General features: G+C 45.2%; 24 protein-coding genes. 8 read left to right on the top strand and 16 right to left on the bottom strand.

What is annotated here, in order from left to right; translation table 11 throughout:
- Positions 1-19: 19 nt before the first annotated feature.
- Complete coding sequence (dnaQ, locus tag AC3D28_RS07200) at positions 20-739, top strand: DNA polymerase III subunit epsilon (protein WP_098415057.1); 720 nt, start codon at positions 20-22, stop codon at positions 737-739.
- An 11-nt stretch (positions 740-750) separates the two neighbouring features.
- Positions 751-2,001, top strand: coding sequence for a TIGR03503 family protein (locus AC3D28_RS07195; protein ID WP_488534374.1), 1,251 nt, complete (start codon positions 751-753; stop codon positions 1,999-2,001).
- A 134-nt stretch (positions 2,002-2,135) separates the two neighbouring features.
- Here the strand turns inward: AC3D28_RS07195 and AC3D28_RS07190 are convergent, their stop codons facing one another.
- The 7 genes from AC3D28_RS07190 to fadE form a co-directional block, all read right to left on the bottom strand.
- Entirely contained in the window at positions 2,136-2,984 is an 849-nt protein-coding gene (locus AC3D28_RS07190; RefSeq protein ID WP_488534373.1) for a universal stress protein, read from the bottom strand.
- 10 nt (positions 2,985-2,994) lie between these two features.
- The gene (locus AC3D28_RS07185) at positions 2,995-4,485 is read right to left on the bottom strand and encodes a SulP family inorganic anion transporter (protein WP_098415060.1); all 1,491 of its coding nucleotides are present in this window, start codon (positions 4,483-4,485) and stop codon (positions 2,995-2,997) included.
- Between the two features lie 576 nt (positions 4,486-5,061).
- Complete coding sequence (locus tag AC3D28_RS07180) at positions 5,062-5,553, bottom strand: phosphate-starvation-inducible PsiE family protein (protein ID WP_098415061.1); 492 nt, start codon at positions 5,551-5,553, stop codon at positions 5,062-5,064.
- Positions 5,550-6,179, bottom strand: a complete 630-nt coding sequence (locus AC3D28_RS07175; RefSeq protein WP_488534372.1) for a MarC family protein — start codon at positions 6,177-6,179, stop codon at positions 5,550-5,552. Before AC3D28_RS07175 ends, AC3D28_RS07180 begins: the two co-directional genes overlap by 4 nt.
- Before the next feature lie 350 nt (positions 6,180-6,529).
- Positions 6,530-6,943, bottom strand: coding sequence for a VF530 family protein (locus AC3D28_RS07170; protein WP_488534371.1), 414 nt, complete (start codon positions 6,941-6,943; stop codon positions 6,530-6,532).
- A gap of 229 nt (positions 6,944-7,172) precedes the next feature.
- Complete coding sequence (locus tag AC3D28_RS07165) at positions 7,173-8,936, bottom strand: SulP family inorganic anion transporter (RefSeq protein ID WP_488534370.1); 1,764 nt, start codon at positions 8,934-8,936, stop codon at positions 7,173-7,175.
- 219 nt (positions 8,937-9,155) lie between these two features.
- Positions 9,156-11,600, bottom strand: coding sequence for an acyl-CoA dehydrogenase FadE (gene fadE, locus AC3D28_RS07160; RefSeq protein ID WP_488536023.1), 2,445 nt, complete (start codon positions 11,598-11,600; stop codon positions 9,156-9,158).
- Positions 11,601-11,975: 375 nt separating this feature from the next.
- On the opposite strand from fadE, the gene lpcA reads away from it, so the two are divergent.
- A complete protein-coding gene (gene lpcA, locus AC3D28_RS07155) occupies positions 11,976-12,554 on the top strand; it encodes a D-sedoheptulose 7-phosphate isomerase (RefSeq protein ID WP_488536022.1) in 579 nt (192 codons plus the stop codon).
- Positions 12,555-12,742: 188 nt separating this feature from the next.
- Positions 12,743-13,588: a class II glutamine amidotransferase gene (locus tag AC3D28_RS07150; RefSeq protein WP_098415067.1), complete on the top strand. Its 846-nt coding sequence runs from the start codon at positions 12,743-12,745 to the stop codon at positions 13,586-13,588.
- 49 nt (positions 13,589-13,637) lie between these two features.
- On the opposite strand, the gene purN is transcribed toward AC3D28_RS07150, so the two are convergent.
- Both purN and purM read right to left on the bottom strand, forming a co-directional pair.
- Entirely contained in the window at positions 13,638-14,294 is a 657-nt protein-coding gene (purN, locus tag AC3D28_RS07145) for a phosphoribosylglycinamide formyltransferase (protein ID WP_488536021.1), read from the bottom strand.
- 134 nt (positions 14,295-14,428) lie between these two features.
- Positions 14,429-15,469 (bottom strand): phosphoribosylformylglycinamidine cyclo-ligase, encoded by a 1,041-nt coding sequence (gene purM / locus AC3D28_RS07140; protein WP_488536020.1) that lies wholly within the window; start codon positions 15,467-15,469, stop codon positions 14,429-14,431.
- 179 nt (positions 15,470-15,648) lie between these two features.
- Between purM and upp the strand changes: the two genes are divergently transcribed.
- Positions 15,649-16,275, top strand: a complete 627-nt coding sequence (gene upp, locus AC3D28_RS07135; RefSeq protein ID WP_098415070.1) for a uracil phosphoribosyltransferase — start codon at positions 15,649-15,651, stop codon at positions 16,273-16,275.
- A 109-nt stretch (positions 16,276-16,384) separates the two neighbouring features.
- Here upp and AC3D28_RS07130 read toward each other — a convergent pair whose 3' ends face one another.
- Complete coding sequence (locus tag AC3D28_RS07130) at positions 16,385-17,638, bottom strand: uracil-xanthine permease family protein (RefSeq protein ID WP_098415071.1); 1,254 nt, start codon at positions 17,636-17,638, stop codon at positions 16,385-16,387.
- Between the two features lie 370 nt (positions 17,639-18,008).
- Between AC3D28_RS07130 and AC3D28_RS07125 the strand changes: the two genes are divergently transcribed.
- The gene (locus AC3D28_RS07125; RefSeq protein ID WP_488536019.1) at positions 18,009-19,202 is read left to right on the top strand and encodes a DUF2066 domain-containing protein; all 1,194 of its coding nucleotides are present in this window, start codon (positions 18,009-18,011) and stop codon (positions 19,200-19,202) included.
- A gap of 133 nt (positions 19,203-19,335) precedes the next feature.
- Here AC3D28_RS07125 and AC3D28_RS07120 read toward each other — a convergent pair whose 3' ends face one another.
- From AC3D28_RS07120 to bepA, 4 genes are read right to left on the bottom strand one after another with little or no spacing between them, the layout of a single operon-like run.
- Entirely contained in the window at positions 19,336-19,776 is a 441-nt protein-coding gene (locus tag AC3D28_RS07120; RefSeq protein WP_098415073.1) for a DUF2069 domain-containing protein, read from the bottom strand.
- A gap of 22 nt (positions 19,777-19,798) precedes the next feature.
- Positions 19,799-20,368 (bottom strand): NAD(P)H:quinone oxidoreductase, encoded by a 570-nt coding sequence (wrbA, locus tag AC3D28_RS07115; RefSeq protein ID WP_488536018.1) that lies wholly within the window; start codon positions 20,366-20,368, stop codon positions 19,799-19,801.
- A complete protein-coding gene (gene arsC, locus AC3D28_RS07110; protein WP_488536017.1) occupies positions 20,369-20,719 on the bottom strand; it encodes an arsenate reductase (glutaredoxin) in 351 nt (116 codons plus the stop codon).
- Positions 20,720-20,735: 16 nt separating this feature from the next.
- Complete coding sequence (bepA, locus tag AC3D28_RS07105; protein WP_098415887.1) at positions 20,736-22,193, bottom strand: beta-barrel assembly-enhancing protease; 1,458 nt, start codon at positions 22,191-22,193, stop codon at positions 20,736-20,738.
- A 257-nt stretch (positions 22,194-22,450) separates the two neighbouring features.
- Between bepA and AC3D28_RS07100 the strand changes: the two genes are divergently transcribed.
- Both AC3D28_RS07100 and AC3D28_RS07095 read left to right on the top strand, forming a co-directional pair.
- Positions 22,451-22,687: a sulfurtransferase TusA family protein gene (locus tag AC3D28_RS07100; protein ID WP_488536070.1), complete on the top strand. Its 237-nt coding sequence runs from the start codon at positions 22,451-22,453 to the stop codon at positions 22,685-22,687.
- 1 nt (position 22,688) lies between these two features.
- On the top strand, positions 22,689-23,762 hold the full coding sequence (locus AC3D28_RS07095; protein ID WP_098415077.1) for an AI-2E family transporter: 1,074 nt from the start codon (positions 22,689-22,691) through the stop codon (positions 23,760-23,762).
- A 73-nt stretch (positions 23,763-23,835) separates the two neighbouring features.
- Here the strand turns inward: AC3D28_RS07095 and bcp are convergent, their stop codons facing one another.
- Entirely contained in the window at positions 23,836-24,306 is a 471-nt protein-coding gene (gene bcp, locus AC3D28_RS07090) for a thioredoxin-dependent thiol peroxidase (protein WP_488536016.1), read from the bottom strand.
- A 16-nt stretch (positions 24,307-24,322) separates the two neighbouring features.
- Positions 24,323-24,865, bottom strand: a complete 543-nt coding sequence (locus tag AC3D28_RS07085; protein WP_488536015.1) for a glycine cleavage system transcriptional repressor — start codon at positions 24,863-24,865, stop codon at positions 24,323-24,325.
- Positions 24,866-25,113: the final 248 nt, after the last annotated feature.

Raw genomic sequence — 25,113 nt, 5'->3', positions numbered from 1 at the left:
GTCTGACATACATAACCTTATGAATACCAGCAGCAATTCTGAATATAACCGCATTGTCGTTCTCGATACCGAAACCACGGGTATGAACCGAGAAGGTGGTCCTCATTACATGGGGCACCGCATTATTGAAATCGGTGCCGTGGAGATCATCAACCGTAAGCTGACTGGTCGTCACTTCCACGTCTACCTTAAACCAGACCGCGAAATTCAATCCGAAGCGGTTGAGGTTCACGGTATTACCGATGAATTCTTGATTGATAAACCCGAATACGCGAGCGTGCACCAAGAGTTTCTCGACTTTATCAAAGGGGCCGAGCTTGTTGCTCACAATGCGCCCTTCGATACGGGCTTCATGGATAACGAGTTTAATATGCTCGATCCCAACATTGGTAAAACGGCGGATTTCTGTAGGGTGACCGATACCCTAGCCATGGCGAAGAAAATCTTCCCGGGCAAACGAAACAATCTCGATATTTTGTGTGAACGTTACGGTATTGATAATTCCCACCGCACACTCCACGGGGCATTACTCGATGCGGAGATTCTAGCCGACGTTTACCTATTCATGACTGGTGGGCAAACGAATTTAGAATTCAACGCTAACAAACAAGAGGGGGGAGTTGAAACCATTCGTCGCGTTGAGGGACGAAAATCGCTAAAGGTTTTGCATGCAAGTGCCGATGAACTAGAAGCTCACCAGAAAAGACTAGAATTGGTGAACGACAGTATTTGGCACTAATAGGAGAAGCTATGTTGAGGGCTTTGTCGATCGCATTATTCGCGGTCTGGAGTTGTTTCGCGAATGCAGCGAGTGAGTCCGCCATCTCTTTGTTAGATAATCGTTTTCGGGTTGATCCGACCATCGAACAGATTACTTTTTTGGTTTATCGTAAACAACGCTCTCAACCTGTCGTATTAGTGCGTCCTGATGGTAAAAAGTATTACGCTTGGGGTACCTACGATAATGTACGTTGGTACCAAGAACCCTCGCTCGACATCATTTCCGTCGATAACCCAATGCCGGGGCCATGGCAGGCGGTTGGTAAAGTAACGCCAAAAAATAATATCCGCTTAATTTCGCATTTAAAACTCAGCACAGATGAATTCCCAAATCGACTCTATAATGGCGAAGCGCTTAAATTCACTGCGCGTCTAACCTCAGACGATAAACCGCTTGTGCTGCGTGATTTTCTTGACCGGATAAACCTGCGAGTCACGTTTAGGAAGTTTGTCGAAAATGAAGATGAACTGATCAAAGAAGCGCGCCCAGTCCCAATAGTAGTGGGTGAGTTTTCTGATGATGGTCGTGACCTAGATGAAAAAGCGGGCGATGGCGTATTTACCGTCCAACTACCAATAGACGTTGAGCCCGGAAAGTACCGTGCGCGAATCACCTCTGGCAATGGCGTATTTTTACGCGCGCAAGAGCAAGTCATCTTGGTTTATCCGAACCCAATCACTCGAACCTTTATCCAAGCTCGAAATCCTGATAAGGCCCATCAGCTGGTCGTCAGAGGGGAGCAGGGTATGATCGCACCAGGCTCTATTGCGACAACGGTCGAGCAACACGCACCAGATGGCTTTATTAGCTACAGCCAAAAGCAAGTCTCCAAAGAGGGGATGAAAACCACACTAAGCCTGAACAACGATGCTGAATTGGGTAGATACTCATGGCGAGGAAAGGTTTTTGCCACTGATTTCGCCACGCAGCGCCCGCTGATGTTTCCAATTCAAGAGCAAACCTTCAGCGTTGTCGATGAAGTCGATCTAGAAGCTGCACGAATCGCCAAAGAAGCCGAGCTTATTGAGCTGCGCCGTATCGAGATGGAAAAGCGCATCATTGCTGAGCGTGAAGCTAAACGTAAGCGTAGCATAATCATCATTGCGGTAGGTAACCTCATCGTGCTATTGATTGGCCTTGTCGCATGGGGAGTCTGGCGTAACATAAAAGCCAAACGCGACACCATGCCAGAGATGCAACTGGAAGTCCCAAAGAAATAAAGGTCACGATCAAAAAAAGCGAAGCTCAACGGCTTCGCTTTTTTGTTTGAGGTGGTACTTATAATGACAGTTTTGTCTGTGTTTTTATAACCCTTTTCAAAAAAAGCCTTCTGTCAGGAAGGCTTTAAAAAGGGTTATCTAATCAGTAAGAGTGGCACTGTCGTGTCGGTAATAATCCGTGTCGTATTGCTGCCGACAAAAAACTGACGAAGTATCGAATGCCCGTAAGCTCCCATAACAATCATGCCAATGTTTTGTTGTTGCTGATATTTCAAGATAGCGGAATGAACTTCACCTTGTAGTTTCACTTCAACAACCGTTATGCCATTGGCTTTGAGTTTCTGCGCTGCGTTTAAAAATGCATCAGTTTTGCTGTTGGAGTCTTCAACCATCACTAGGTGGCATGTCATCCCTTTCAGAAGCGGTGTTTTAATCGCCTTATCAACCAGTTTTTCGCTAATTGCACTGCCATCAAAGGCAAGTACGTAACTGTCTGGCGGCGAAAAACCGTCCGGTGCAACGAGAATATGTGATTTGATTGAACGCACGACACTTTCTAACTGTGAGCCGATGGTTTTGGTGTCATTCTGGTGAAGTTCACCTGACTTGCCAATAACCAAAACACGGATGTCTTGCTCTATATCCGTTAATGTTTCGACTAAGTTGCCATGTTTTTGTAGCTTATGAATAGTATTGAAACCGTGTTCTACTAAGTGGTGCTCTAGATCGTTTAATAAAGCTTTGCCATGCTTCAGCGCTATTTTTGCTCGCTGCTCATCAAGTTCGATAAGTTCAGTAAGTAAGTGTTCTCTGGCTCCGAGACCGATATTGCCGCTTAACTCACTTTCTGTTTCTTGAGATGACTTATCCAACACATGAAGTAGCGTTAATGGTGCGGATAGGCGCTGGGATGTCCATGCACCAATGTCGGCGACAGATTGGGAATAGCTCGACCCATCTATACAAGCGATTATGTTTGTCATAATTAGATCCTTAGTGTCCGCCCATCATTTTTTCGACTTCTTCTGGTCTATCGTGGATACCAAATTTATCAACGATAGTGCTCGTTGCTTCATTCATCCCAATCAAATTAACTTCTGTTCCCTCTCGTCTGAATTTGATAACAACGCGGTCCAAAGAAGAAACAGAGGTGATATCCCAAAAGTGGGCATTCGAGAGATCAATCGTGACACGCTCAAGGACTTCTTTAAAGTCAAATGCTTTTAAAAATTGATCTGATGAAGCAAAAAAGACCTGCCCAATAACACGATAAGTACGCTCGTCACCGTTTTCGGATAAATCACTTTTAACCACCATGAAACGCCCAATTTTGTTGGCAAAGAAGAGTGAAGCGAGTAATACGCCCACAAACACACCAATCGCGAGGTTATGAGTGGCAACGACCACGACAACGGTCGCAATCATGACGATGTTGGTTGATAACGGATGAGACTTGAGATCTTTAATTGAACTCCAAGAGAAAGTACCAATTGAAACCATAATCATAACCGCCACCAATGCCGCCATTGGGATAAGTTTCAACCAATCACTGAGGAAAACCACCATGATCAGGAGAAAGATGCCCGCACAGAATGTAGACAAACGACCACGACCGCCAGATTTGATGTTGATAATGGACTGACCAATCATGGCACAACCTGCCATACCGCCAATAAAGCCTGTTGCGATGTTCGCAATACCTTGGCCTTTACATTCGCGGTTTTTATCACTATTAGTGTCAGTTAAGTCATCAACAATCGTCGCCGTCATCATCGACTCAAGTAAGCCAACAATCGCGAGACCTAATGAGTAAGGTAAAATGATCCAAAGTGTTTCTAGGTTTAGAGGGACATCAGGCCATAAAAATATAGGTAGAGTATCGGGTAGTTGGCCCATATCACTCACGGTGCGAATGTCGATGTTAAACACAATAGCGACAACCGTAAGGGAAATAATGCACACTAGAGGTGATGGTAAAAGCTTGCCTACATAAGGGACATAAGGAAATAAGTAGATAATGGCAAGCCCCGCAGCCGTCATCGCATAAACATGCCATGTCACGTTGGTTAACTCTGGCAGTTGCGCCATAAAAATAAGAATGGCCAAAGCGTTTACAAAGCCCGTTACCACTGAACGAGAAACAAAACGCATCAAATCCCCTAGTTTGAGGTAGCCGGCGAGAATTTGAATGACACCAGTGAGTACAGTTGCCGCTAATAGGTATTGTAGGCCATGTTCTTTGACCAGAGTGACCATCAACAGAGCCATCGCCCCCGTTGCCGCTGAAATCATTCCTGGTCGGCCACCGACGATAGAGATGATGAATGCAATACTAAATGAGGCATAAAGGCCTACTTTTGGGTCAACGCCTGCAATAATGGAAAAAGCAATCGCTTCAGGAATCAAAGCCAGCGCTACAACTATGCCAGCCAGCACATCACCACGTATATTGGACAACCAATCACGTTTCATCGTTTCAATCATGAATTTACTCTTAAATTATGAAGTTAGTTAATAGTAGAAAGGAGTTAATGAGGGATGTGGTTTAAGGCGGCGTAATTGACATTGGGTCACTCCATGAAAAACAAAAAAGAGATCTTAAACACAGATTAAGAAACCGTCAAATGTCAATTTAATAAAGAACCAAGCATGACAGTGGTAATGAATGAGTTTTTCTTTACCAAAATTAGTCATGCTCGTTGAATAATAACTTTATCGAGATACAAACTAATGTCTGAATAACCATTGAATATATGGTAACAGGAGCGAGTAAGAAGATAGTTGTTCAGCGACTCAAAGAGTTAGAAAACGGAAACATGGTCATACGTCGGGTTATTAATGATAGACCGATTCTATGAGCTGACTGAGTTTGGTTAAAGTGTCGGGATCTTTCTAGATGATTTGCGTAAAGGGCCGGAAACGAACGACATTCAGATTAAGTGATGAATCAGCTTAAAACGGTGAATAAAGCTTTAAGGAAACAAATCAACAATGATAGTCGTTGTCTTGGGTTCGTTAGGCTTTATTTTCATGGTTCAATTACCGAGTCGACTTGAACAGTTATTTGTGATTAATGCGGTCAAGTGCTTCATCCTCTTGCCTTCTTTTGTCGGCAATAAGCATCACGCCATATGTTAAGCCTAACGACACCATAATGGCCCCTAACGAAAAAACTTCTAATGCGTCGATTTTATTAAAATCAAGTACAATAATTTTTCGGGCCACGGCCATCATGGCTGTCACAACCACAAGCTTTACAGGAAACTCATACCCCTTGAGGTAGATGCGAATATTGACAAAGATTTCGATTGCAACGAGTACTGCGAGAAAGGCTGCAAAAGTCTCAAAAATGTCGCTAATATTCAGCAAATACAAAGGATCTGAAGTCAGGCGTTGGTATAAAACATATAATACATCCACGATACCGAAGTAAATGACAATGACCATTAAAACGGCCAAAAGCTTAACGGCGAAACGAATGGCTATATGACTAACACGAATGATTCGGTCAGGCTCGTCTAACGGTAACTCCTCATGCGGTTCTCTTTTCATTTAAGATCTCCAATTATACCTATGTGGCTTATTATTCCATTGATGATATGATCAACAGCGACTGTTGCCAGAATTAACCCCATGATACGACTTATAATACTGGAACCAGCAGAGCCAATAACTCTATAAATTGCAGACGCGCAAAGCAAAAGAGCAAGCACTGAGAGTAATACAACACCCAATAAAGCTATTATTATGAGTTGTTCGTTCAGCGAGTTTCTATGGCTATCAGTCATCATAATGGCGGCTAATATCGCTCCTGGTGAGGCAATTGAGGGCATAGCCAGTGGGAAAATTGCCAAATGATTATGTCCTTCAATTTGTGAGATCTCATCATCAGGCTTACTAGAGCCGAATATCATACTTGTAGCAAATATAAAAAGTATGATGCCTCCTGCAACCTGAAATGACGCCAGTGGCAAGTCCATTGCCTGAAGTAATGCTTCACCCGCGATTGCAAAAAATAAGAGCACCAGTGAGGCGATTGAGACGGATTTTATCGCGAGTTGTCGTCGCTCCAATTCCGATTTATTTGCTGCAATAGCAAGAAACACTGGAACAGTACCGATAGGATCAACGACAGCCCATAACAACACAAAATCATTTATTAAGCCGGTTAAGCTCATCCATAACTCCCAATCAATCCCTTCTCATTCAAGAACAAATCTATGAATTTATATTGGAAAGATTAGTCTAGTTTGGAAGGAATAAATTAGGAACTTACGAGATAGTGAAGAAAGGACGCAGTAATTTGTTCAAAGTTCCTCGTGTTTTAGCAGAGTTAGTATGAATGACAAAGTGGTAGAGAGTTGCAGAATGTTTAGTGAGATTTATACAAACATTCTTTATTGGAATCGGTAGGACATGAAAATATTCGCCTGCAAACGTTAGCTTTACAGTAGTCGTACAAAAAGTAAAGAGCCATGCAAGTTACCTATACATCGCTCTTTTACTATTATTCCGAGGAATTGAGGAATTAACGACGAAAAGGACGATTACGTGATGAGCGTTCTTTATGAGCGGATGCTGCTTTAGCTTGTGACTTTAAAATTGAGTCAACCGTCAGTTCCAGTGGCTCCTTCGGCTTTAGGCCATGTGGGAACGTACGAGCTCGTGGAGTCAGGTCATACTCTTCGCTAGAGGCGCGAGGCATGCGCTTAAAGCGGTATAGGTAGAAGTTCTCTAGCTTTTCTCTCGCCCAATCGGTTTTCTTTAAATACTTAACACTGCTCGCAATCGATGGGTTGGTATGAAAACAGTTAAAACGCATAGCCGTATCTAGAATGTCCCAACCATAGAAATCCACAAGTTCTTGCAGCAATGTTTCTAACTTAAGACCGTGTAACGGGTTATTTTGTTGTAGTTCAATTCTTTCTTCATCAGTCATCATAACGAGCTCCCAAGTATCTTACTAACCAAGGTGGTGGGTTGTGTGGTTTCCGCTCCAAACAAGACGGTCGTATTTTGTCATGAAGATAGGAAGGGAGCGGATTTTAGCAGAATTAGTCTTCTTTCCCTAATCTGAAATCGTTTAGTTGAAAACAGCATTTTACTGAGCTTGCCAAATCGTCTGTATTGAGTATCTATCAGAAAGGGCGATGGCGGTTTTAAATGGCCATTTAAGCCACTTCAGGTATCGGTTTTGGTGGTTGCTCCAAGTCGGGCTCTTTTTGTACCGTCGGTATTTGTCCTTCACCGACCGCATTGATGTAACAGCCACTAAGCTTAATGGCGAGATACATATCGGCACGCAGTAAGATACCGCCCTCGCTGGTGCTGATCCCAGTGAGCTCACACCATTGACGTAAGCGTCGTTTTCGTCCGGCCAGAACCAAACGTATGCCTCGCTTTTTCAATACGTCATGAATGTCAGCCAGCGTTGTCATTACACTTAAATCAAGATGGGTAAAGCTTGATACCGCATCAACCACGACACAACTGGCATCTTTGTGACGCTCTGCATGTTCTAGCACTCGGCGCTTAAAATAAGGGGCATTAAAGTAGGTAAGTGGTGAGTTGAATCGATAAATTACCATGCCTGGAATAGGTGAGGCTTTGCCCGTGTCGTCGATGGTACGAATAGTACCTTTCTCATCCAATCCAAGCAGCTGATCACTCGGCCGCATGACGATGCGTAAAAACTGAAATAACCCCAAAAGCACGGCTAATGTAATGCCCGGAATCACACCAATGACTAAAACAGACACGAAGGTAATGATGGCAAGATAGAACGCGTCTTTGTCACGTGCCTTTAACGTCCAAATACCCTTGAGATCGAGTAGCGACAAGGACGCAATAATCAAGACGACGCCAAGTGAAGCAATAGGGATAAACTGTAAAGGCTCGTAGATAAACACGGCGATGACCGCAATGGTGAGCGCCGCAATGATCGATACGAGTTGGGACTTGCCGCCATTTGCATCGTTGACTGCGGTGCGAGAGTCGGCGCCACTAATCGCAAACCCTTGAGAAAAGGCAGAAGCTATATTCGCAAAACCCAATGCCTGAAATTCTTTATTAGCGTCAATATCATAGCCATTTTTAGCAGCAAAACTGCGCGCGGTGAGCATCATGCTGACAAAGCTCACGATAGCAAGGTTGAGTGCTGGAACCACCAGTCCGCGCACTTCACCTAGCTCGAACTTTGGTGTTTGGAATTGTGGAAACCCGCCTTGAGTCAGGCCGACCACAGAGACGTTCATCTCTTGTAGATGGAATAGCCAAACCGAGGTTGTCGTGACCAGTATGGCGAGCATTGCCGCTGGCCAAGCTGGGCGATAGCGTTTCGTCACCAGATAAACCACAACCGTTGCAATACTTAACGTTAAAGTAGGCCAGTGAAGTTCTGCTAAACGTTGAGGCGCCTCCCATAATTGCTCAAGTAGATAACGTTGTTCGTATTTTAAGCCCAAGACTTTCGCAAACTGACCCACAATGATGGTGAGGGCGACACCGTTGAGTAGTCCCAGAAGGATAGGACGAGATAGGAAGTCAGCAAAAATGCCTAGTTTGAATCGGCTTGCCAGTACGCACCAAATACCTGTCATGGCGGTCATGGTCATGACCAATTGCCAGTGTTTGGTTGGGTCGCCTGCCGCAAGAGGGGTAACGACAGCAGCGATAACCGCGCAGGTCGCCGCATCGGGGCCAACAATGAGCTGTCGAGAAGTGCCCATCACAGCATACACCAGCATGGGCAATACGCATGAATACAGGCCGACAATCGCAGAAACACCGGTTAACTGTGCATAAGCGATGGCGACAGGTAGCGCCACCGCGACGACAGAAAAAGCCGCTCTAAAGTCGTTAACAAGCCATTCTTTTTGATAATGCTTAAGTTGGACTAGCCCGGGAAACCATTGTGCGAATAATGTTTTGGCCAACAGATTTACTCTATATGTAGTTGAGTTACTTAAAGTATACACCGCTTCGTCGTAACGCCTGTGAGCTATTTATCCGTTGAAAAGCGAAAACGTTATTTGGTGAGGTTCACTTAAGCATTCGTGTTGGAAAAGTACTGGTTTGATTTTGAGATATTTGGAGCCATTATAAGTCAAAACGGGAGCCATCGCGGCTCCCGTTTTACTGTCTCAGAGGATCGTTTAAGCCACGCTATCCATCTGAGGGTATAGTGGCTTTGCGGCAAGTAGCTCCGGCTCAAAGTCATCGACATTGATGGTATCTAGACGGTGCTGCTCCGCTTCTCTTAGCAGTTCCGCTTCTTCTTGGGTAAGAATACCTTGATCTAGTCCTTCTTGTGCCATCATATCTAAACGCAAGAATGGGCGGCGCTTATCTTGTGCTTTACATACTTTGTCGAACAGCGGTTCTGCTTGAAGAATCACTGAGAGGGCCAGTTCAATCTTACCTGCAGGATTGTGCTCGGTTGGTTCAAGGTATTGACCGCGCCCAATGCGTGAACGTGTTGCACTTGGGGTTTGTAGAATACGCGCGACTTTGCTGTCTAATTTATCGCTTGGCGCTTTACGTATGCGGCCAAATGGCATGATGAGTACACGTAGCGCCCGGGCAATTACTTTATTCGGGAAGTTCGCTAAAAACTCATCTACGGCCACTTCTGCTTGTTTTAAGCTGTCTTGTAAGCCCCAATGAACAAGAGGAAGATCTTCGACTGGACGTCCATCTTGTTCAAAGCGTTTGAGTGTCGCTGAGCTGAGGTATAATTGGCTTAGGATATCTCCCAAACGTGCAGACAGTCGCTCTTTGCGTTTTAGTGACCCACCCAGCACGGCCATCGAGATATCAGACAGAAGGGCTAAGTTCGCGCTGTAACGGTTTAATTGCTGGTAGTAGCGCTTGGTGGCATCTTTGGTTGGAGCCGATGAGCTTAAGCCATCACTTAAGCCAAACCAAATACTGCGCACGATGTTACTCATGGTGAAGCTCACATGACCAGCAAGGGCTTTGTCGAATTGTTCAACTGCATCGCTGGCGTGAGAGTAAGCCGCGTTCATTTCTTCTAGAACATAAGGGTGACAGCGAATGGCACCTTGGCCGAAGATGATCATTGAACGAGTTAGGATATTGGCACCTTCCACGGTTACGGCGATTGGCGAACCTTGGTAACCACGTGCTAGGAAGTTAGAAGGGCCAAGGCAAATACCTTTACCGCCTACAATATCCATGGCGTCGATAATGCTTTGTTGACCACGGTGAGTACAGTGGTACTTCACGATTGCCGAGATAACCGATGGCTTTTCACCTAGGTCAATACCTGCCACCGTTAGGTTACTTGCCGCGTCCATTACATAGGCGTTACCACCTAGTCGTGCTAACGGTTCTTCAACCCCTTCCATGTAACCGATAGGTTGTTTGAACTGACGACGGATACGGGAATATGCCCCGGTTGCCATTGCGGCTGATTTGATGCCACCGGTTGAGTTTGAAGGAAGCGTGATACCGCGACCGACCGATAAACACTCAACCAGCATACGCCAACCTTGGCCAGCCATTTTTTCGCCACCAATAATGAAATCGATAGGCACAAAAATGTCGTTACCGCGCGTTGGACCATTTTGGAATGGTACGTTAAGAGGGAAGTGACGGTTTCCAATCTCTACACCTTTCACATCCGTTGGGATGAGCGCACAGGTAATACCGAGATCTTTTTTGTCGCCCAGTAAGCCTTCAGGATCACGCAGTTTGAAGGCTAGGCCGAGTACAGTCGCTACTGGTGCAAGGGTGATGTAGCGTTTGTTCCAAGTTAGGCGCATACCTAAGACTTCTTTACCATCCCATTCGCCTTTACAGACCACACCGTAGTCTGGGATTGAGCCTGCATCTGAGCCAGCTTCTGGACTGGTTAGGGCGAAACATGGGATCTCTTTGCCTTCTGCTAGGCGCGGTAGGTAATGATTTTTTTGTTCTTCAGTACCGTAGTGTTGCAGTAACTCTCCAGGGCCTAAAGAATTCGGCACACCAACGGTTGAAGATAGAACGCCCGATACGCCCGTGAGTTTTTGTAGTACCAAAGACTGCGCGTAGGCGGAAAATTCAAGACCGCCGTATTTCTTTTTGATGATCATGGCGAAGAACTTATGATTTTTTAAGTATTGCCATACTTCCGGAGGCAAATCTGCTAGCTCATGGGTCACTTGGAAGTCACTGACCATGGCGCACACTTCATTAACCGGACCGTTAAGAAATGCTTGTTCTTCGGCACTTAATTTAGGTGCTGGAATGGCATGAAGCTTTTGCCATTCAGGCTTGCCTTTGAATAGTTCGGCTTCCCACCATACTGTGCCTGCGTCTAGTGCCTCTTTTTCTGTTTGAGACATGGCAGGTAGCACTTTTTTGAAAAGCGCCAGCGCTTTACGACTAATTAAAGACTGACGAACGCTGGGAACCGCGAGGATGGCTGCAGCAAGTACGTAAATCGCCCAGCCTATCAACCCTACTGAGCCAGTAATGGTCAGCACTAACATGGTAATAGTTAGAAGGCTGATGGATTTCACGAGGCTCATTCGGTGATAGAGCGTGACGCCTAACACGATTATCATCGTGATGATTGAGAGCAAGATGTCCATATGTATTTTCCTTTTCAGACTTTATAAGTGTTGTACGTCTGTGTGCTAGGTAAGAGGTCTAACCAGTTGGCTAAGTGTAATCAAAATATTAAGGAAATGTAAAACATAAGATTGGGTAAAAAGTGATCTAAGTAGGGTTAAAATTTTAAAGTTGCGATTTGAGTGATGATTTTGTAAGCAAGTTAACAAGTTTATTACTATCACTAATCTAAATCTGTTGCTTCGCTATCGACACTAATTCTCGTTTGTGGGTAAACTCAGAGGCATCAAACCCGAGTTCAGGTTTATGAAATGTTAGGTGCTGAATTAGCATCAGAACAATTTGCTGAGGAAGCGATGGATTTCCGACAGCCTAAATAATAAAGAGAACGTGTTATGTACCATGATCTGATTAGAAGTGAATTAAACGAAGCGGCTGAAGTGCTCAATAAATTTTTAAGCGATGACCATAACATTGCGCAAATAGAAGCAGCAGCGAAAATGATTGCAGGCTCATTCAAGCAAGATGGTAAAGTACTGTCATGCGGGAATGGGGGATCTCATTGTGATTCGATGCACTTTGCAGAAGAGCTCACCGGTCGTTACCGTGAAAATCGTCCGGGCTATGCGGGTATCGCTATTTCAGATCCAAGCCACCTTTCTTGTGTCAGTAACGACTTTGGCTATGACTTTGTATTTTCTCGTTACGTTGAAGCTGTGGGTCGTAAGGGCGATGTTTTGTTTGGTTTGTCGACGTCTGGCAATTCAGGCAATATTCTTAAAGCGATTGAAGCGGCAAAAGCTAAAGGTATGCAGACCATCGCACTGACAGGTAAAGATGGTGGACAAATGGCCGGTCTCGCTGACGTTGAAATTCGTGTACCACACTTTGGTTACGCTGACCGCATTCAGGAAGTACATATTAAGATTATTCACATTATCATTCAGTTGATTGAAAAAGAGATGGAATCATAGGGTACGCAGCTTTTTCGACTGGGGTTGCGGCCTGGTATCGACCTGAATAAGTAACTCTGCGCTAGTGGCAAAGAGACGGATTGCAACGAGTGAGTGTGCAAATTGACAACATGGTTATCAGCGGCTGTTACCAGAAAATAACCTGTGACTTGTTTAGGTCGATATTTAAGATAAGGAGTTCGTAAACGATGTGTGAATTGCTCGGCATGAGCGCCAATGTTCCTACGGATATTTGTTTCAGCTTCACCGGGCTTATGCAGCGTGGAGGCCGAACTGGTCCACATCGCGATGGATGGGGCATAACCTTCTATGAAGGGAAGGGATTTCGGACCTTCAAAGATCCCAAACCGAGTTGTGAGTCTCAGATTGCTGAGTTGGTGCAAAATTACCCGATCAAAAGTCGAGCGGTGGTGAGTCATATCCGTCAGGCTAACCGTGGAGGGGTTAATTTAGAAAACACCCATCCCTTTACGCGTGAGTTATGGGGGAAGTATTGGACTTTTGCCCACAATGGACAGCTATCAGGTTATCAAGACTTGCATACCGGTCGGCATCGACCAGTCGGCGAGACAGATAGTGAACTGGCCTTTTGTTGGCTATTGAAACAAATGGAAGATCGATATCCTGAGCCTCCAGAAGATATGGAATCGGTTTTTCTCTATGTTGCTAAATGCTGTGACCAGCTAAAAGACAAGGGCGTCTTTAATATGTTGCTCAGTGATAGTGAGTACGTCATGACGTATTGTACTAATCACTTGTATTGGATCACACGACGTGCGCCATTCGGTAAAGCCGTGTTGCTTGATGAGGATGTAGAAATCAACTTCCAAGAAGAAACGACACCGCACGATATTGTCTCTGTTATTGCCACTCAACCTTTGACTGGTAATGAAGCGTGGCAACGAATGAAACCAGGAGAGTACGGTTTATTTCATCTCGGCGAGTTAGTCGAAAACAATGCGTCTGAATTAGCAAATGTGCCGTTTGCCGCAGCTAAACCGGGCAACCAGGCGGCCATTGAGCCACTGGAATAAAACCTGATAGTCGAAGAAAAAGGCCGTCACTGAACTGCCTTTTTTGGATCTATTCAGAAGATGACTCTTCTTCGGCAGCGTAGCCGTGAATACCAAGAGCTTGACCATCGAGCCAAGCTTTGCCGTCTTGCATCTTCAACCTATCTTCAATCAACCACTTGGTGACCATAGGGTAGATATTGTGCTCCTGAGTTTGAACACGGGCAGCAAGTGCATCGGCATCATCCTCCTCAAATACCGGGACTTTTGCTTGCAAAATGACAGGGCCGCCATCTAACTCTTCCGTCACAAAGTGAACACTGGTGCCATGCTCTCTGTCCTTGGCATCAATCGCACGTTGGTGGGTGTGCAAGCCCGGATATTTAGGTAATAGAGAAGGGTGAACATTGATCATCTTGCCGCTATAGTGCTGAACAAACGCACGACTGAGGATGCGCATGTATCCCGCTAAGACAATGATATCAGGCTGATAATTATCGATTTGGCTCATTAGTTCCGCGTCAAAAGCGTCTCGAGAATCAAACGCTTTTGGATCGACAAAGTGACCGTTCACATCAAATTGTTTTGCACGTTCTAAACCATAAGCGTCTGCTTTGTTAGAGAACACGGCCGCGACCTGTGCGTTTGGCATGTTGTCTTCGCAAGCTTCCAAGATGGCTTGCAGGTTACTGCCGTTACCCGAGATGAGGACCACAATGTTTTTCATGATACTGAGATTACCTTGATCTTGATATTGTAGGCTATATAAATTACCTACTATTAGAATGGTTTTCGATCTGCCAGATAGCAAAATGAGGACATAACGTCCCCATTCGTTCTATTTTTAGCGTGATTCACAAGTTATTTGATTTCAACTTGTTCTTCATTAGCTTCCGCTTGAGCGACTTCACCAATTACCCACGCGTCTTCGCCTTCTTTTCTAAGAAGAGCAACCGCTGCATCTGCTTGCTCTTTCGGTAGGGCGACGATTAGACCAACACCACAGTTAAATGTGCGATACATCTCGTGTGTATCTACGTTCCCTTTTTTTTGTAGCCATTTGAAGATTACTGGCCATTCCCAACTGTTACCGTCGATCACCGCTTTTGTGCCTTCTGGCAGTACGCGTGGTATGTTTTCCCAGAAACCACCACCAGTGATGTGAGAGATTGCATGGATATCGTGCTTACCAATCATCTTAAGTGCAGATTTGATGTAAATCTTGGTCGGTTCAAGAAGGTGTTCGCCGATAGTGCGACCTGCGAGCTCTTCGTTTTTATCTGCGCCAGACACGTCAAGAATCTTGCGGATCAGAGAATAACCGTTTGAGTGTGGACCGCTTGAGCCGACGGCGATGAGCGCATCACCTGCGGCTACTTTGGTACCGTCAATCACGTCTTCTTTTTCGACGACGCCCACACAGAAGCCTGCCACATCGTAGTCTTCGCCTTCATACATGCCCGGCATTTCAGCCGTTTCACCGCCGATAAGTGCACAACCTGCTTGAATACAGCCTTCCGCGATACCCGAAACTACATCCGCTGCGGTATCAACGTCCAATTTACCTGTTGCGTAGTAATCGAGGAAGAACAGTGGCTCTGCGCCTTGCACGATAAGATCATTGACACACATCGCAACAAGGTCGATACCGATAGTGTCGTGCTTGTTCATATCCAGTGCCAGGCGAAGCTTAGTGCCTACGCCATCAGTACCAGAAACCAGTACAGGTTGTTTGTATTTGGTTGGCAATTCGCATAGCGCGCCAAAACCACCGATCCCCCCTATCACTTCAGGGCGGCGAGTGCGTTTTACTGCACCCTTAATACGATCCACAAGCGCGTTGCCCGCATCAATATCTACACCAGCGTCTTTATAGCTCAGAGAAGAGTTATTACCACTCACAGGGAAGTCCTCGGTATTTAGTTGGATATGAAAACGGCGCTATTCTATCAGTGCTTAAATATAGATGGCAAACGTTTGCGCTGGTTTTTTTCTCTCGTGATTTGTTCTGATATCTCTGTAAAAGTCATGTATAATCTGCAGGTTTGTTTAAATATTGCCAACTATAGCCGGAGATGGACATGAAAGTTGTTGAAGTAAAGCACCCTCTAGTAAAGCACAAAATTGGTCTAATGAGAGAAGGTGACATCAGCACAAAGCGTTTTCGTGAGTTAGCGACAGAGGTCGGTAGCCTACTAACGTACGAAGCAACAGCAGACTTTGAAACAGAGAAAGTGACCATTGATGGTTGGGACGGTCCGGTAGAAGTAGACCAGATCAAAGGTAAAAAAGTCACTGTCGTGCCAATCTTACGAGCAGGCCTTGGTATGATGGACGGTGTTCTTGAGCACATGCCTAGCGCACGCATCAGCGTGGTGGGCATCTACCGTGACGAAGAAACGCTGGAGCCAGTACCCTACTTTAATAAGCTTGCTTCTAACATAGACGAGCGTATTGCGCTTGTTGTTGACCCAATGCTGGCAACGGGCGGTTCTATGATCGCGACCATCGATCTTTTAAAAGAAAAAAATTGTAACCACATTAAGGTGTTGGTACTTGTTGCTGCGCCAGAAGGTATTGAAGCACTCGCAAAAGCGCATCCAGATGTTGAGCTTTACACTGCAGCAATCGATGAGAAGCTAAACGATAAAGGTTACATCGTTCCTGGTCTTGGGGATGCTGGCGATAAGATCTTCGGCACGCAATAATTAAGCAGAACAGAAATTAAAAAAGGCTTGATTTTCATCAAGCCTTTTTTGTACGCGGTGGTTAAGACAAATAATCAAAGTCTTCTGTCTTAAAGACAGTGCTGCGATATTATTTCGCGTTATCTTCTTCCATTTGTGCATTGTCGATGACGTGGTTCTCACCCAAGTCGTTGGGTAGCACTAGGTTAAGAATGATAGCCACAATCCCACACAAGCTCACGCCTTGTAGGCTGAACTCGCCAATACCGAAAGCCATACCACCAATACCAAATACTAATGTTACCGCTACGATCACCAAGTTACGCGACTTGTGAAGGTCAACGTTATTTTTGATTAACGTATTTAGACCGACGGTCGCGATAGAGCCGAACAGCAGGATCATAATGCCACCCATCACAGGGATAGGGATAGTTTGAAGTGTTGCCCCTAGCTTACCGACAAGCGCAAGCACGATGGCAGTGATCGCGGCCCATGTCATGATGGCTGGATTGAATGATTTAGTTAGCATAACGGCACCGGTAACTTCACTGTAAGTGGTGTTTGGTGGGGCACCAACCATGGAAGCGGCGATCGTCGCAATCCCATCTCCTGCGATTGTGCGATGTAGGCCTGGCTTTTTCAGGTAGTTCTTACCTGTTACATTTGAGATAGCCAGCATGTCGCCCACGTGTTCTACCGCTGGTGCGATAGCCACGGGAATCATAAACAGAATCGCGTTGATGTTGAACTCAGGCGTAGTGAAGTTTGGCATTGCCAACCACGCAGCTTGAGTCACAGGGGTAAAGTCCACCACACCGTAAAAGAGTGATACTGAATAACCTGCTAGGATGCCGCCAACGATAGGAACCAGCTTGAGGAAGCCTTTTGCGAAGACACTTAATACGATAGTTGTGAGCAAAGAGACCGCGGAGATAATGATTGCCGCATCGCCGTTAACCAGTTGTACCGCGCCATCGCCAGTTTTGCCTACGGCCATATTTACCGCTGTTGGCGCCAAGCCAAGCCCAATGACCATGATCACCGGACCAACAACCACTGGGGGCAAAATTTTATGGATAAAACCAACACCACGAACCTTAATCATTGCGCCGAGTGCAACGTACACCAAACCTGCGGCCATTAAGCCACCCATGGTTGCACCGATACCCCAAGTTTGGATACCGAACATAATAGGAGCAATAAACGCGAAAGAAGAAGCAAGAAAGATTGGAACAGAACGTTTAGTCATTAATTGGAAGAGGAGGGTACCGACACCGGCACCAAAAAGGGCCACGTTGGGGTCAAGGCCAGTTAGGAGTGGCACAAGTACCAGAGCACCAAAAGCGACAAAGAGCATTTGAGCGCCTTGTAACGCATTTTTCATAATAATTCCCTATTTAAAGATACGCAGACAAATCCGGCGAATTCTATCATCCTGTAATCGTTTGCAATGCTGCCTGGATCAAACTTTGAGTTGAAGTTATAAGACAAATGACGTTTTTGAGAGCTGGTTGCTTGCAAATTGGTCTGTTTTGCGGGTTCGGTAGAGGTTGTTTGCTTGATGATTTAATTATCGCGATAAGACCATAAACAATCACGCTTTTATAAAAACAGAGAGTAGCGCGTATATACCAAGGTTGTTAACCAAGCGGCTTTAACTCGTTAAGATACAGGCAATTTACTCAGAGCTTGCCTTGCTCAAGGTTTGATAGTTGCTTATTATTCGGGTTCTTGTTTAGAGGATTATAAAAACTATGCGCTATTTAGCTCTCTTACTGATAGGTTGGTTGTCCCTACCGGTATATGCATTAACTCAGGTAGATATCTATCGTGCTGAAGTGGTTATCGACAATGAGCAGAACAACGGTGAGACATTGGCTCGTCAACAAGGTATGCAAGATGTGATTGTTCGAGCTACGGGTTCTCAATCCTCATTAAGCAATCCTGTTATTAAAAAGGCGCTCAGCTCCAGTGCGCGCTATATATCACAACTGAGTTATGGTCAGATAAATGGGCAAACAAGTTTGAAGATGCTTTTCAATAGTGGTCAAATCAGCGCGTTGCTCACTCAGGCTCAATTGCCGTCTTGGTCTCCCAATCGACCTAATATCTTAGTTTGGATGGTTGAGGAACAAGACTATGATCGCAACATCGCTTGGGAGCACTCCGGCTCACCCAACATTGCAGCACTTCGCGGAGCGGCGCAATCAAGAGGTTTGCCGATCACGATCCCTGTCGGGGATTTTGATGATGTAACGGGCGTGAATGTTTCTGATTTATGGGGGGGATTTATTGAGCCAATTGGTCAAGCAAGCCAACGCTACCAAGCTGATGCGATTCTTGTTGTGCGTGCTCAAGGAGATCAGATTCGTTGGACGCTGTACGATCAATCGCCAACAAACATTCTTGATGTGCAACGCTCTGCTCGTAATGGTTCTGAATCCGGCTCCAATGCAATTGCTGCTATGGTAGACGGAATTGCCGACTATTATGCGAGTAAGAGTGCGGTGGTGGTTTCTGGGAAGTCTTCACAAGCGCTTGCAGTGAAAGTGCTTAACGTTACATCTGCAGCCGACTTCTTCCATTTAGAAAATGCACTAAAACAGCTTAATTCTGTCGCAGGAATTGAAGTCAAGCGTGTTCAAGGTAATGAGTTGACGTTAAATATCCACTTGTTGGCCTCTCAACAAGCCTTTGAGAAAGAGCTATCATCGATCTCTCAGTTGAGGGAGGTTGAAAACATGGTTCCGGCACAACAACCAGAGCAGTCTGCTCAAGTGGAGCAAACAAGAAAGCCTGCAGCGGAAGCAGAAGGGCAGTCCGAAGCTCCGGCTGATATGATTGAAGAGTCTAGCGAAGAGAGAGTAAAAGCGGTTGAATCCCCTGCTGGTGTTACGCCAGTGCAAGAGCAGTATGATCTTATCTACCAATGGCGCACGGCGTCATAGTGTTTATACTAACCACAGTAAATGGTAAAAAATAGCATAGAAAAAAGAGTCGCGATTGGCGACTCTTTTTTGTTATCTAGATTCTAGATTAACGGTTGATAATACCTATCACGCTCATTTGAGTTTCATCGTATTATTTATTGAATTTCGACTTTTCTTCCTTTTCTACTTGGGATAAAAGTTTTAGTTTTAGTCCTAGTTCTTTACCTCTCGCCCTAGCAAATAAAATATTCCCTATAAAGCCTAATGACGTTAGCAGTAACTCCACTGCCGCAAGCCAACGTTCGCCGCCATCCACATAAAGAATGGTCAGGGCGTGTAAGAAATACAGCATCAGAACAAAGTTAGCCCAAGCGTGAGTATAAGGTTTGCCCGCTAAAATTCCGGGAAGTGGAAGTAACAAAGGAATACACCATGCAATAGCCAATGTTGTACTGCTTAGGTGAGGGTGAGGCGATAACGCAAGCTGCCAAATAGCGACCCAAGTTAATAAGGCTAAATTGCCAAACAAAGCGAGGTAACGGTAAGTTTTAGCCTGCGTACCGAGTGGTATTTGGTCGAAAGAGTCAGACATCGATGAACTATCCTTGAATTTACTAACAGACTTTTAATTTTAACGCTGTGGTTGCGAGTCGTTTGCCTAATTTTTGTGCCAGGCGAGCCTCTTCATTGGTGAGGCTAGGCTCCTGACCCACACTACTTGCACCATAGGGCGTGCCACCCGACTGTGTGGTGTGTAGCTCTGGTTCTGCATATGGAATCCCCATTACCATCATCCCGTGATGCAATAAAGGAGTCATCATGCTTTGTAATGTTGTTTCTTGACCACCATGCATCGAAGATGAGGAGGTAAAGACACAAGCAGGCTTATCAATTAAGTCACCACCAACCCATAGAGAAGTCGTTTGATCCCAAAGGTGTTTTAAAGGGGCTGCCATGTTGCCAAACCAGACAGGGCTGCCGAAAGCGAGACCGTCACATGTTTTCAGTTCTTCTAGAGTAACAATTGGATCGGAAAGGGGATGTGAGTCAGGTGACAATTCTTCAACTGTACGTAAAATTGCTTGGCAATGAGGAGTCGATTCAACCCCTCTTGCAATCTGCCTTGCCAACTGTCTTGTGGAGCCGTGACGGCTGAAGTACAAAATAAGGATTCGGCAATCCATTTATAGAATATCCAACACTTGTTCTGGTGGGCGACCAATCTTCGCTTGGCCATTGGCAACGACAACGGGGCGTTCAAATAGCTTAGGGTTTGTCGCCATGGCCTCGAATAGTTGCTCATCGGTTACAGAGGCTGCACCTAAGCCTAACTCTTTATAAATGGCTTCTTTTGTGCGCATCATTTCACGTACAGATGATAAACCGAGTTGAGTGTAAAGTACTTTGAGTTCATTTACATTCAGAGGTGTATCTAGGTATTTGATGATTTCTGGTGTAATACCGTTTTGCTCAAGTAGCTCAAGAGTTTGACGGCTCTTTGAGCAGCGAGGGTTGTGGTAAATCACGACTGACATGGTTTTCTCCATTTCGTTATTGTAATGCCATGAATCGATCTCTTTGGATCATGAGTTGGTCAATACGAGCATCGTATCGCGCTTGTTCTAAGCTACCCAGTTTGGCCATTTTACTTGCTTCACTATAATATTGAATCGCTTTATTCCAGTTTGCTCGTAGTGCCAAAATTTCAGCACGTGCGGCCAATTCTTCATCACTACGGCCTAATGCATGATAACTTTTCGAGAGTAAGTGCCAGCCGTTTGTGTCTTCTGGGTAATCATGGGTGTAACGCTGAAGAACACGCACGGCCAGAGTGTTTTGATTACCTTCAAGTAGCGCATTGGCATAGTTGATGGTTAAAACTTTATTCTGAGGATTACGAGAGAGCGCCCGGTTGAGCATTTCTATCGCTTTGTCTGGTTGCTTTTTCTCAATATATAAATCGGTCATGGTATCAAGGTAGAATGGGTTACTTGGGTCTTGTTCTAAGAGCTTTTCCAAAATCGGTTCTGCTTGAGATAAGCGTTTACTATCGAGATGCACCAAAGCTCGTCCATAATCGAAAGCCAGCGTGATATCTGCCGAGGCTTGCTTTTGTGTACGTTCAAACCAATTAAGAGCGGCTTGTCCATCAATGCCTGCATAACGCGCCACTATGCGCGCACGAGTTAGGTGGTAGTCTATCGACGGGACGACTCGCATTGGTGGGTAGGTTCTGGCTCGCGCACGGCTATCGGTAATACGGTCTTCGGGTAGCGGATGCGTTAGCAGCATTGGTGGTGGCTTACTGGCATAGCGATACTCATCGGCAAGGCGTCCAAAAAAGCGAGGCATGGCTTGCACTTCGAAGCCTGCTTTTGCCAGCGTCGAAATCCCAAAGCGATCCGCTTCTTTCTCGTTAGTGCGAGTATAATTGATTTGGCTTTGCATATTGCCCGCAGTTGCCGCGGTAATTGCCGCCATCCCCGCTTCAGGGGAGGCAATAGAAAGTAGTAAAGCTCCAGCGAGCGCAGCCAATGTTGCAGGAGAACGGCGTGCTTGTTCTTCCATGCTACGAGCGAGGTGGCGTTGCGTGACGTGCGCGATCTCGTGCGCCACAACAGAGGCGAGTTCACTCTCAGAGCGAGCATGAAGAAACAAGCCAGAGTGCAACGCGACGTAACCACCAAAAAATGCAAACGCGTTAATATTACGGTCGCGGATCATAAAAAAGTGAAACGGGGTTTTTACGTCATTCGCATTGGCAACCAGACGGTGGCCTAAAGAATCGATGTACTCATTAATCACGGGGTCATTGACGAGAGGCTTACTGGCTCTAAGCATGCGCATATACGCATCGCCATAAATCAACTCTTGGTCTATCGAAAGCGTGCCTCCAGCAGCTGTACCGATTTCGGGCAAATCCATGCTGTTGGTATTGGCATAAGTGGTCGGCGAACTGATTACAGCAGCAAGACATAAACAAACTAGCGAGCGAGTGCGTTTTAACATACGTTTAAAGGGGTCTCCAAAAATACCTAAGCGTGTGGTTGGAGGTAGAGGTTCTCCTAGCATGCCACATGTCTTTTGGTCATCCGCGTGGATATACGCTAGCAATAAGACCGGAAATGAACGAATTGGTTTCGTAAATTTCTTTATACCCGAGTCATTTTAGCATGTGGTTAAATCATGTTAGAAGTGCTAGCACCAGCTTAAAAAGCCGTTACAATACAACCCTATCATAAGTGCAGAGCAATACAATGGAATCGATGTTACTTGATTTGCGCGAACAACGTTGCCCAATGGCGCTGTTGCTTGCAAAACGTCACGCTGCTGAGGCCTTTCAAGGAGAAGCTCAACAGTATCATCCACTTGTCATTCAAGTAATGGATAGCAGCTCTAAACGAGACATTGTGAACTACCTAAGTGCCCAAGGGTACCTAGTCGATTGCCAATCTACACCCGAGCACTACACATTGACTGTCTTCAATAAGGAATCCTCATAAGATGTTTGAAATGGTAAATCGCTGGTACAAGCGACGTTTCTCTGACCCTCATGCAGTAAGCCTCGTCGCGATCTTACTGTTTGGTTTCATCACCATTTACTTTTTTGGGCATTTGATTGCGCCATTGCTTGTCGCGATCGTTTTAGCTTATCTGCTTGAATGGCCTGTCGTTAAGATGTGCCGTTTGGGAGTGCCGCGCACATTGTCGGTCATCATCGTTATTTTAATCTTTCTTGGGTTAATGTTAATCGCCATGTTTGGTTTAGTGCCGACAATTTGGACTCAGGTCGGAAACCTTATCAACGACATTCCGAATATGTATAACGGTCTGCAAAAGTTCATCGTTACGTTGCCAGAGCGTCACCCTGAGTTGGCGAATTTACAAATTGTGGAAACGGTTTTCAGTAATGCAAAAAACCAAGCATTAGGGTTGGGTGAAAGCGTTGTTAAAGGTTCACTTGCTTCATTGGTGAGCATCGCAACGTTAGTGGTGTACTTGATTTTGGTGCCGCTATTGATTTTCTTCCTGTTAAAAGACAAAGAAGAAATGTTAAGAATTGCGAGTAAAATTTTGCCTAAAAATCGTAAGTTGGCAAATAAAGTTTGGCATGAGATGAATGAGCAAATCTCTAATTACATTCGTGGCAAAGCACTTGAAATTTTAATCGTTGGTAGCGTGAGCTACGTAACTTTTGCGATTTTGGATTTACGTTATTCGGCGTTACTTGCGGTAGCTGTTGGTTTGTCGGTATTGATCCCTTATATCGGTGCGGCAGCCATAACGGTACCCATTGCTATTGTCGGTTTGTTCCAATGGGGGTTGACCCCTCCGTTTTATTGGCTACTCCTTGCCTACAGTATTATCCAAGCGTTAGATGGTAATGTGTTGGTCCCTGTGTTGTTTTCTGAGGCCGTCAACTTACACCCGGTCGCAATCATTGTTGCCGTATTGGTATTTGGTGGTATGTGGGGCTTTTGGGGCGTCTTCTTCGCTATTCCATTGGCGACACTAGTGAAAGCGGTTTGGCATGCGTTGCCAAGTACAGAAGAGAACCAGACTGCGGAACAAGAATAGCAAGCAGTAAACGACAGAATAAAGAAAACCCAGCAGAACGCTGGGCTTTTATTGTGTCGTGACGCGATATCGATTACGCGTTTTGGTTAAGGTAGTTCAGAACCACTTCGTGGTGGTCTTTTGTTTTGAACTTATTAAACACGTGTTCAATCACGCCGTCTTCATTAATGAGAAAGCTAATACGATGAAGGCCATCATAGACCTTACCCATGAACTTTTTTTCGCCCCAAACGCCAAATTGCTCGGCTACGGCATGATCTTCATCTGAAAGTAAGGTGAAGTTCAATTCGTCACGTTCTATAAACTTACCCAACCGCTTGACAGGGTCGATGCTTACGCCCAATACAACGATATTGTGCGCGTCTAGCTCTGCTTTAATATCACGCAGACCTTTTGCTTGCGTAGTGCAGCCTGGCGTCATTGCTTTAGGATAAAAATAGAAAAGTACTTTTTTACCTTTAAAGTCATCAAGAGAAACGGTGTTACCGTCTTGGTCGAGCAAAGAGAAGGCTGGCGCTGGCGAGCCTTCTGTCAGCGTATTCATGGTGATTTCCTTTACTTTATAGTGTGTTTTTAATGAAATTCAGAGAACCTTGTACGTTGAGTGACTTACAAAGTTCATCGAAATTTTCTTGTAATTGCATTAGATTACAGTCGGTACTGACTGATGCGGTAATTGCGATGTGAAATTGGTCAGTATCACGCTGAATTTTCGACTTACTGATAGTTTGGGCGCTCAGGGAGTCTAAGCCGATCTGTTGATCCGCGAAGAAGCGAGTAAATTCTTCTGTTAGACCAAGGCGGTCATCAGACTCGATAAACACTTCCATGGTGTAACTGTGGCCGAGTAGCTCATGAGAGGCCGTTCGCTTCATGATCGTAATCAGATCATGCTCTTGGCCCAATAGCGGCAGTTGTGTTTCTACGCGGGTGACATTACTAGCGTTGCCAGTAAGTAGCATGATCAGAGTAAATTCATTTCCAAAGATAGCTATGCGGCTATCGACAATGTTACAGCCAGCTTGAGTGACCAGTTTTACCACTTGGTTACAAATGCCCGGACGGTCCGTTCCAACTGCTGTAAGTACCAGATTTTGCTTCATAAATGAGCTTCTTGTCCTTTCTTGAATAGGAAGATGTTAGCACAAATATTGACGAGAAATACGAGTCCGTTCTTTTTTTAGTTTATAAGAAAGCAAGCTGACTGGAGAGTGTCTGCCTGTATTTTTGATTTCAACGTCTGAGTGCTAAGCAATAAAACTTTCTCTGCTCATTTGCTGACGATTTGGTCTTTTTATTCACTCAAGCCTGACTTAGCCGACATAACCCAAGAGTATATTTTCGATTTCAG

Source organism: Vibrio sp. TAP-3B (genome assembly GCF_057784735.1).
Note: the sequence above shows the minus strand (reverse complement) of the source record. Positions and strands in the feature narration are given on the sequence as shown.

Bases quoted from the DNA above. Each gene is read 5' to 3' on its own strand.
- bepA (WP_098415887.1), bottom strand. From the start codon at position 22,193: ATGTTAAAACGCACTCGCTCGCTAGTTTGTTTATGTCTTGCTGCTGTA.
- AC3D28_RS07125 (WP_488536019.1), top strand. From the start codon at position 18,009: ATGCGCTATTTAGCTCTCTTACTGATAGGTTGGTTGTCCCTACCGGTA.
- AC3D28_RS07100 (WP_488536070.1), top strand. From the start codon at position 22,451: ATGTTACTTGATTTGCGCGAACAACGTTGCCCAATGGCGCTGTTGCTT.
- lpcA (WP_488536022.1), top strand. From the start codon at position 11,976: ATGTACCATGATCTGATTAGAAGTGAATTAAACGAAGCGGCTGAAGTG.
- bcp (WP_488536016.1), bottom strand. From the start codon at position 24,306: ATGAATACGCTGACAGAAGGCTCGCCAGCGCCAGCCTTCTCTTTGCTC.
- AC3D28_RS07175 (WP_488534372.1), bottom strand. From the start codon at position 6,179: ATGAGCTTAACCGGCTTAATAAATGATTTTGTGTTGTTATGGGCTGTC.
- wrbA (WP_488536018.1), bottom strand. From the start codon at position 20,368: ATGGATTGCCGAATCCTTATTTTGTACTTCAGCCGTCACGGCTCCACA.
- purN (WP_488536021.1), bottom strand. From the start codon at position 14,294: ATGAAAAACATTGTGGTCCTCATCTCGGGTAACGGCAGTAACCTGCAA.
- AC3D28_RS07130 (WP_098415071.1), bottom strand. From the start codon at position 17,638: ATGAAAAATGCGTTACAAGGCGCTCAAATGCTCTTTGTCGCTTTTGGT.
- AC3D28_RS07185 (WP_098415060.1), bottom strand. From the start codon at position 4,485: ATGATTGAAACGATGAAACGTGATTGGTTGTCCAATATACGTGGTGAT.
- AC3D28_RS07095 (WP_098415077.1), top strand. From the start codon at position 22,689: ATGTTTGAAATGGTAAATCGCTGGTACAAGCGACGTTTCTCTGACCCT.
- AC3D28_RS07170 (WP_488534371.1), bottom strand. From the start codon at position 6,943: ATGATGACTGATGAAGAAAGAATTGAACTACAACAAAATAACCCGTTA.
- AC3D28_RS07180 (WP_098415061.1), bottom strand. From the start codon at position 5,553: ATGAAAAGAGAACCGCATGAGGAGTTACCGTTAGACGAGCCTGACCGA.
- AC3D28_RS07085 (WP_488536015.1), bottom strand. From the start codon at position 24,865: ATGAAGCAAAATCTGGTACTTACAGCAGTTGGAACGGACCGTCCGGGC.
- arsC (WP_488536017.1), bottom strand. From the start codon at position 20,719: ATGTCAGTCGTGATTTACCACAACCCTCGCTGCTCAAAGAGCCGTCAA.
- AC3D28_RS07190 (WP_488534373.1), bottom strand. From the start codon at position 2,984: ATGACAAACATAATCGCTTGTATAGATGGGTCGAGCTATTCCCAATCT.
- AC3D28_RS07150 (WP_098415067.1), top strand. From the start codon at position 12,743: ATGTGTGAATTGCTCGGCATGAGCGCCAATGTTCCTACGGATATTTGT.
- dnaQ (WP_098415057.1), top strand. From the start codon at position 20: ATGAATACCAGCAGCAATTCTGAATATAACCGCATTGTCGTTCTCGAT.
- AC3D28_RS07195 (WP_488534374.1), top strand. From the start codon at position 751: ATGTTGAGGGCTTTGTCGATCGCATTATTCGCGGTCTGGAGTTGTTTC.
- fadE (WP_488536023.1), bottom strand. From the start codon at position 11,600: ATGGACATCTTGCTCTCAATCATCACGATGATAATCGTGTTAGGCGTC.
- upp (WP_098415070.1), top strand. From the start codon at position 15,649: ATGAAAGTTGTTGAAGTAAAGCACCCTCTAGTAAAGCACAAAATTGGT.
- AC3D28_RS07120 (WP_098415073.1), bottom strand. From the start codon at position 19,776: ATGTCTGACTCTTTCGACCAAATACCACTCGGTACGCAGGCTAAAACT.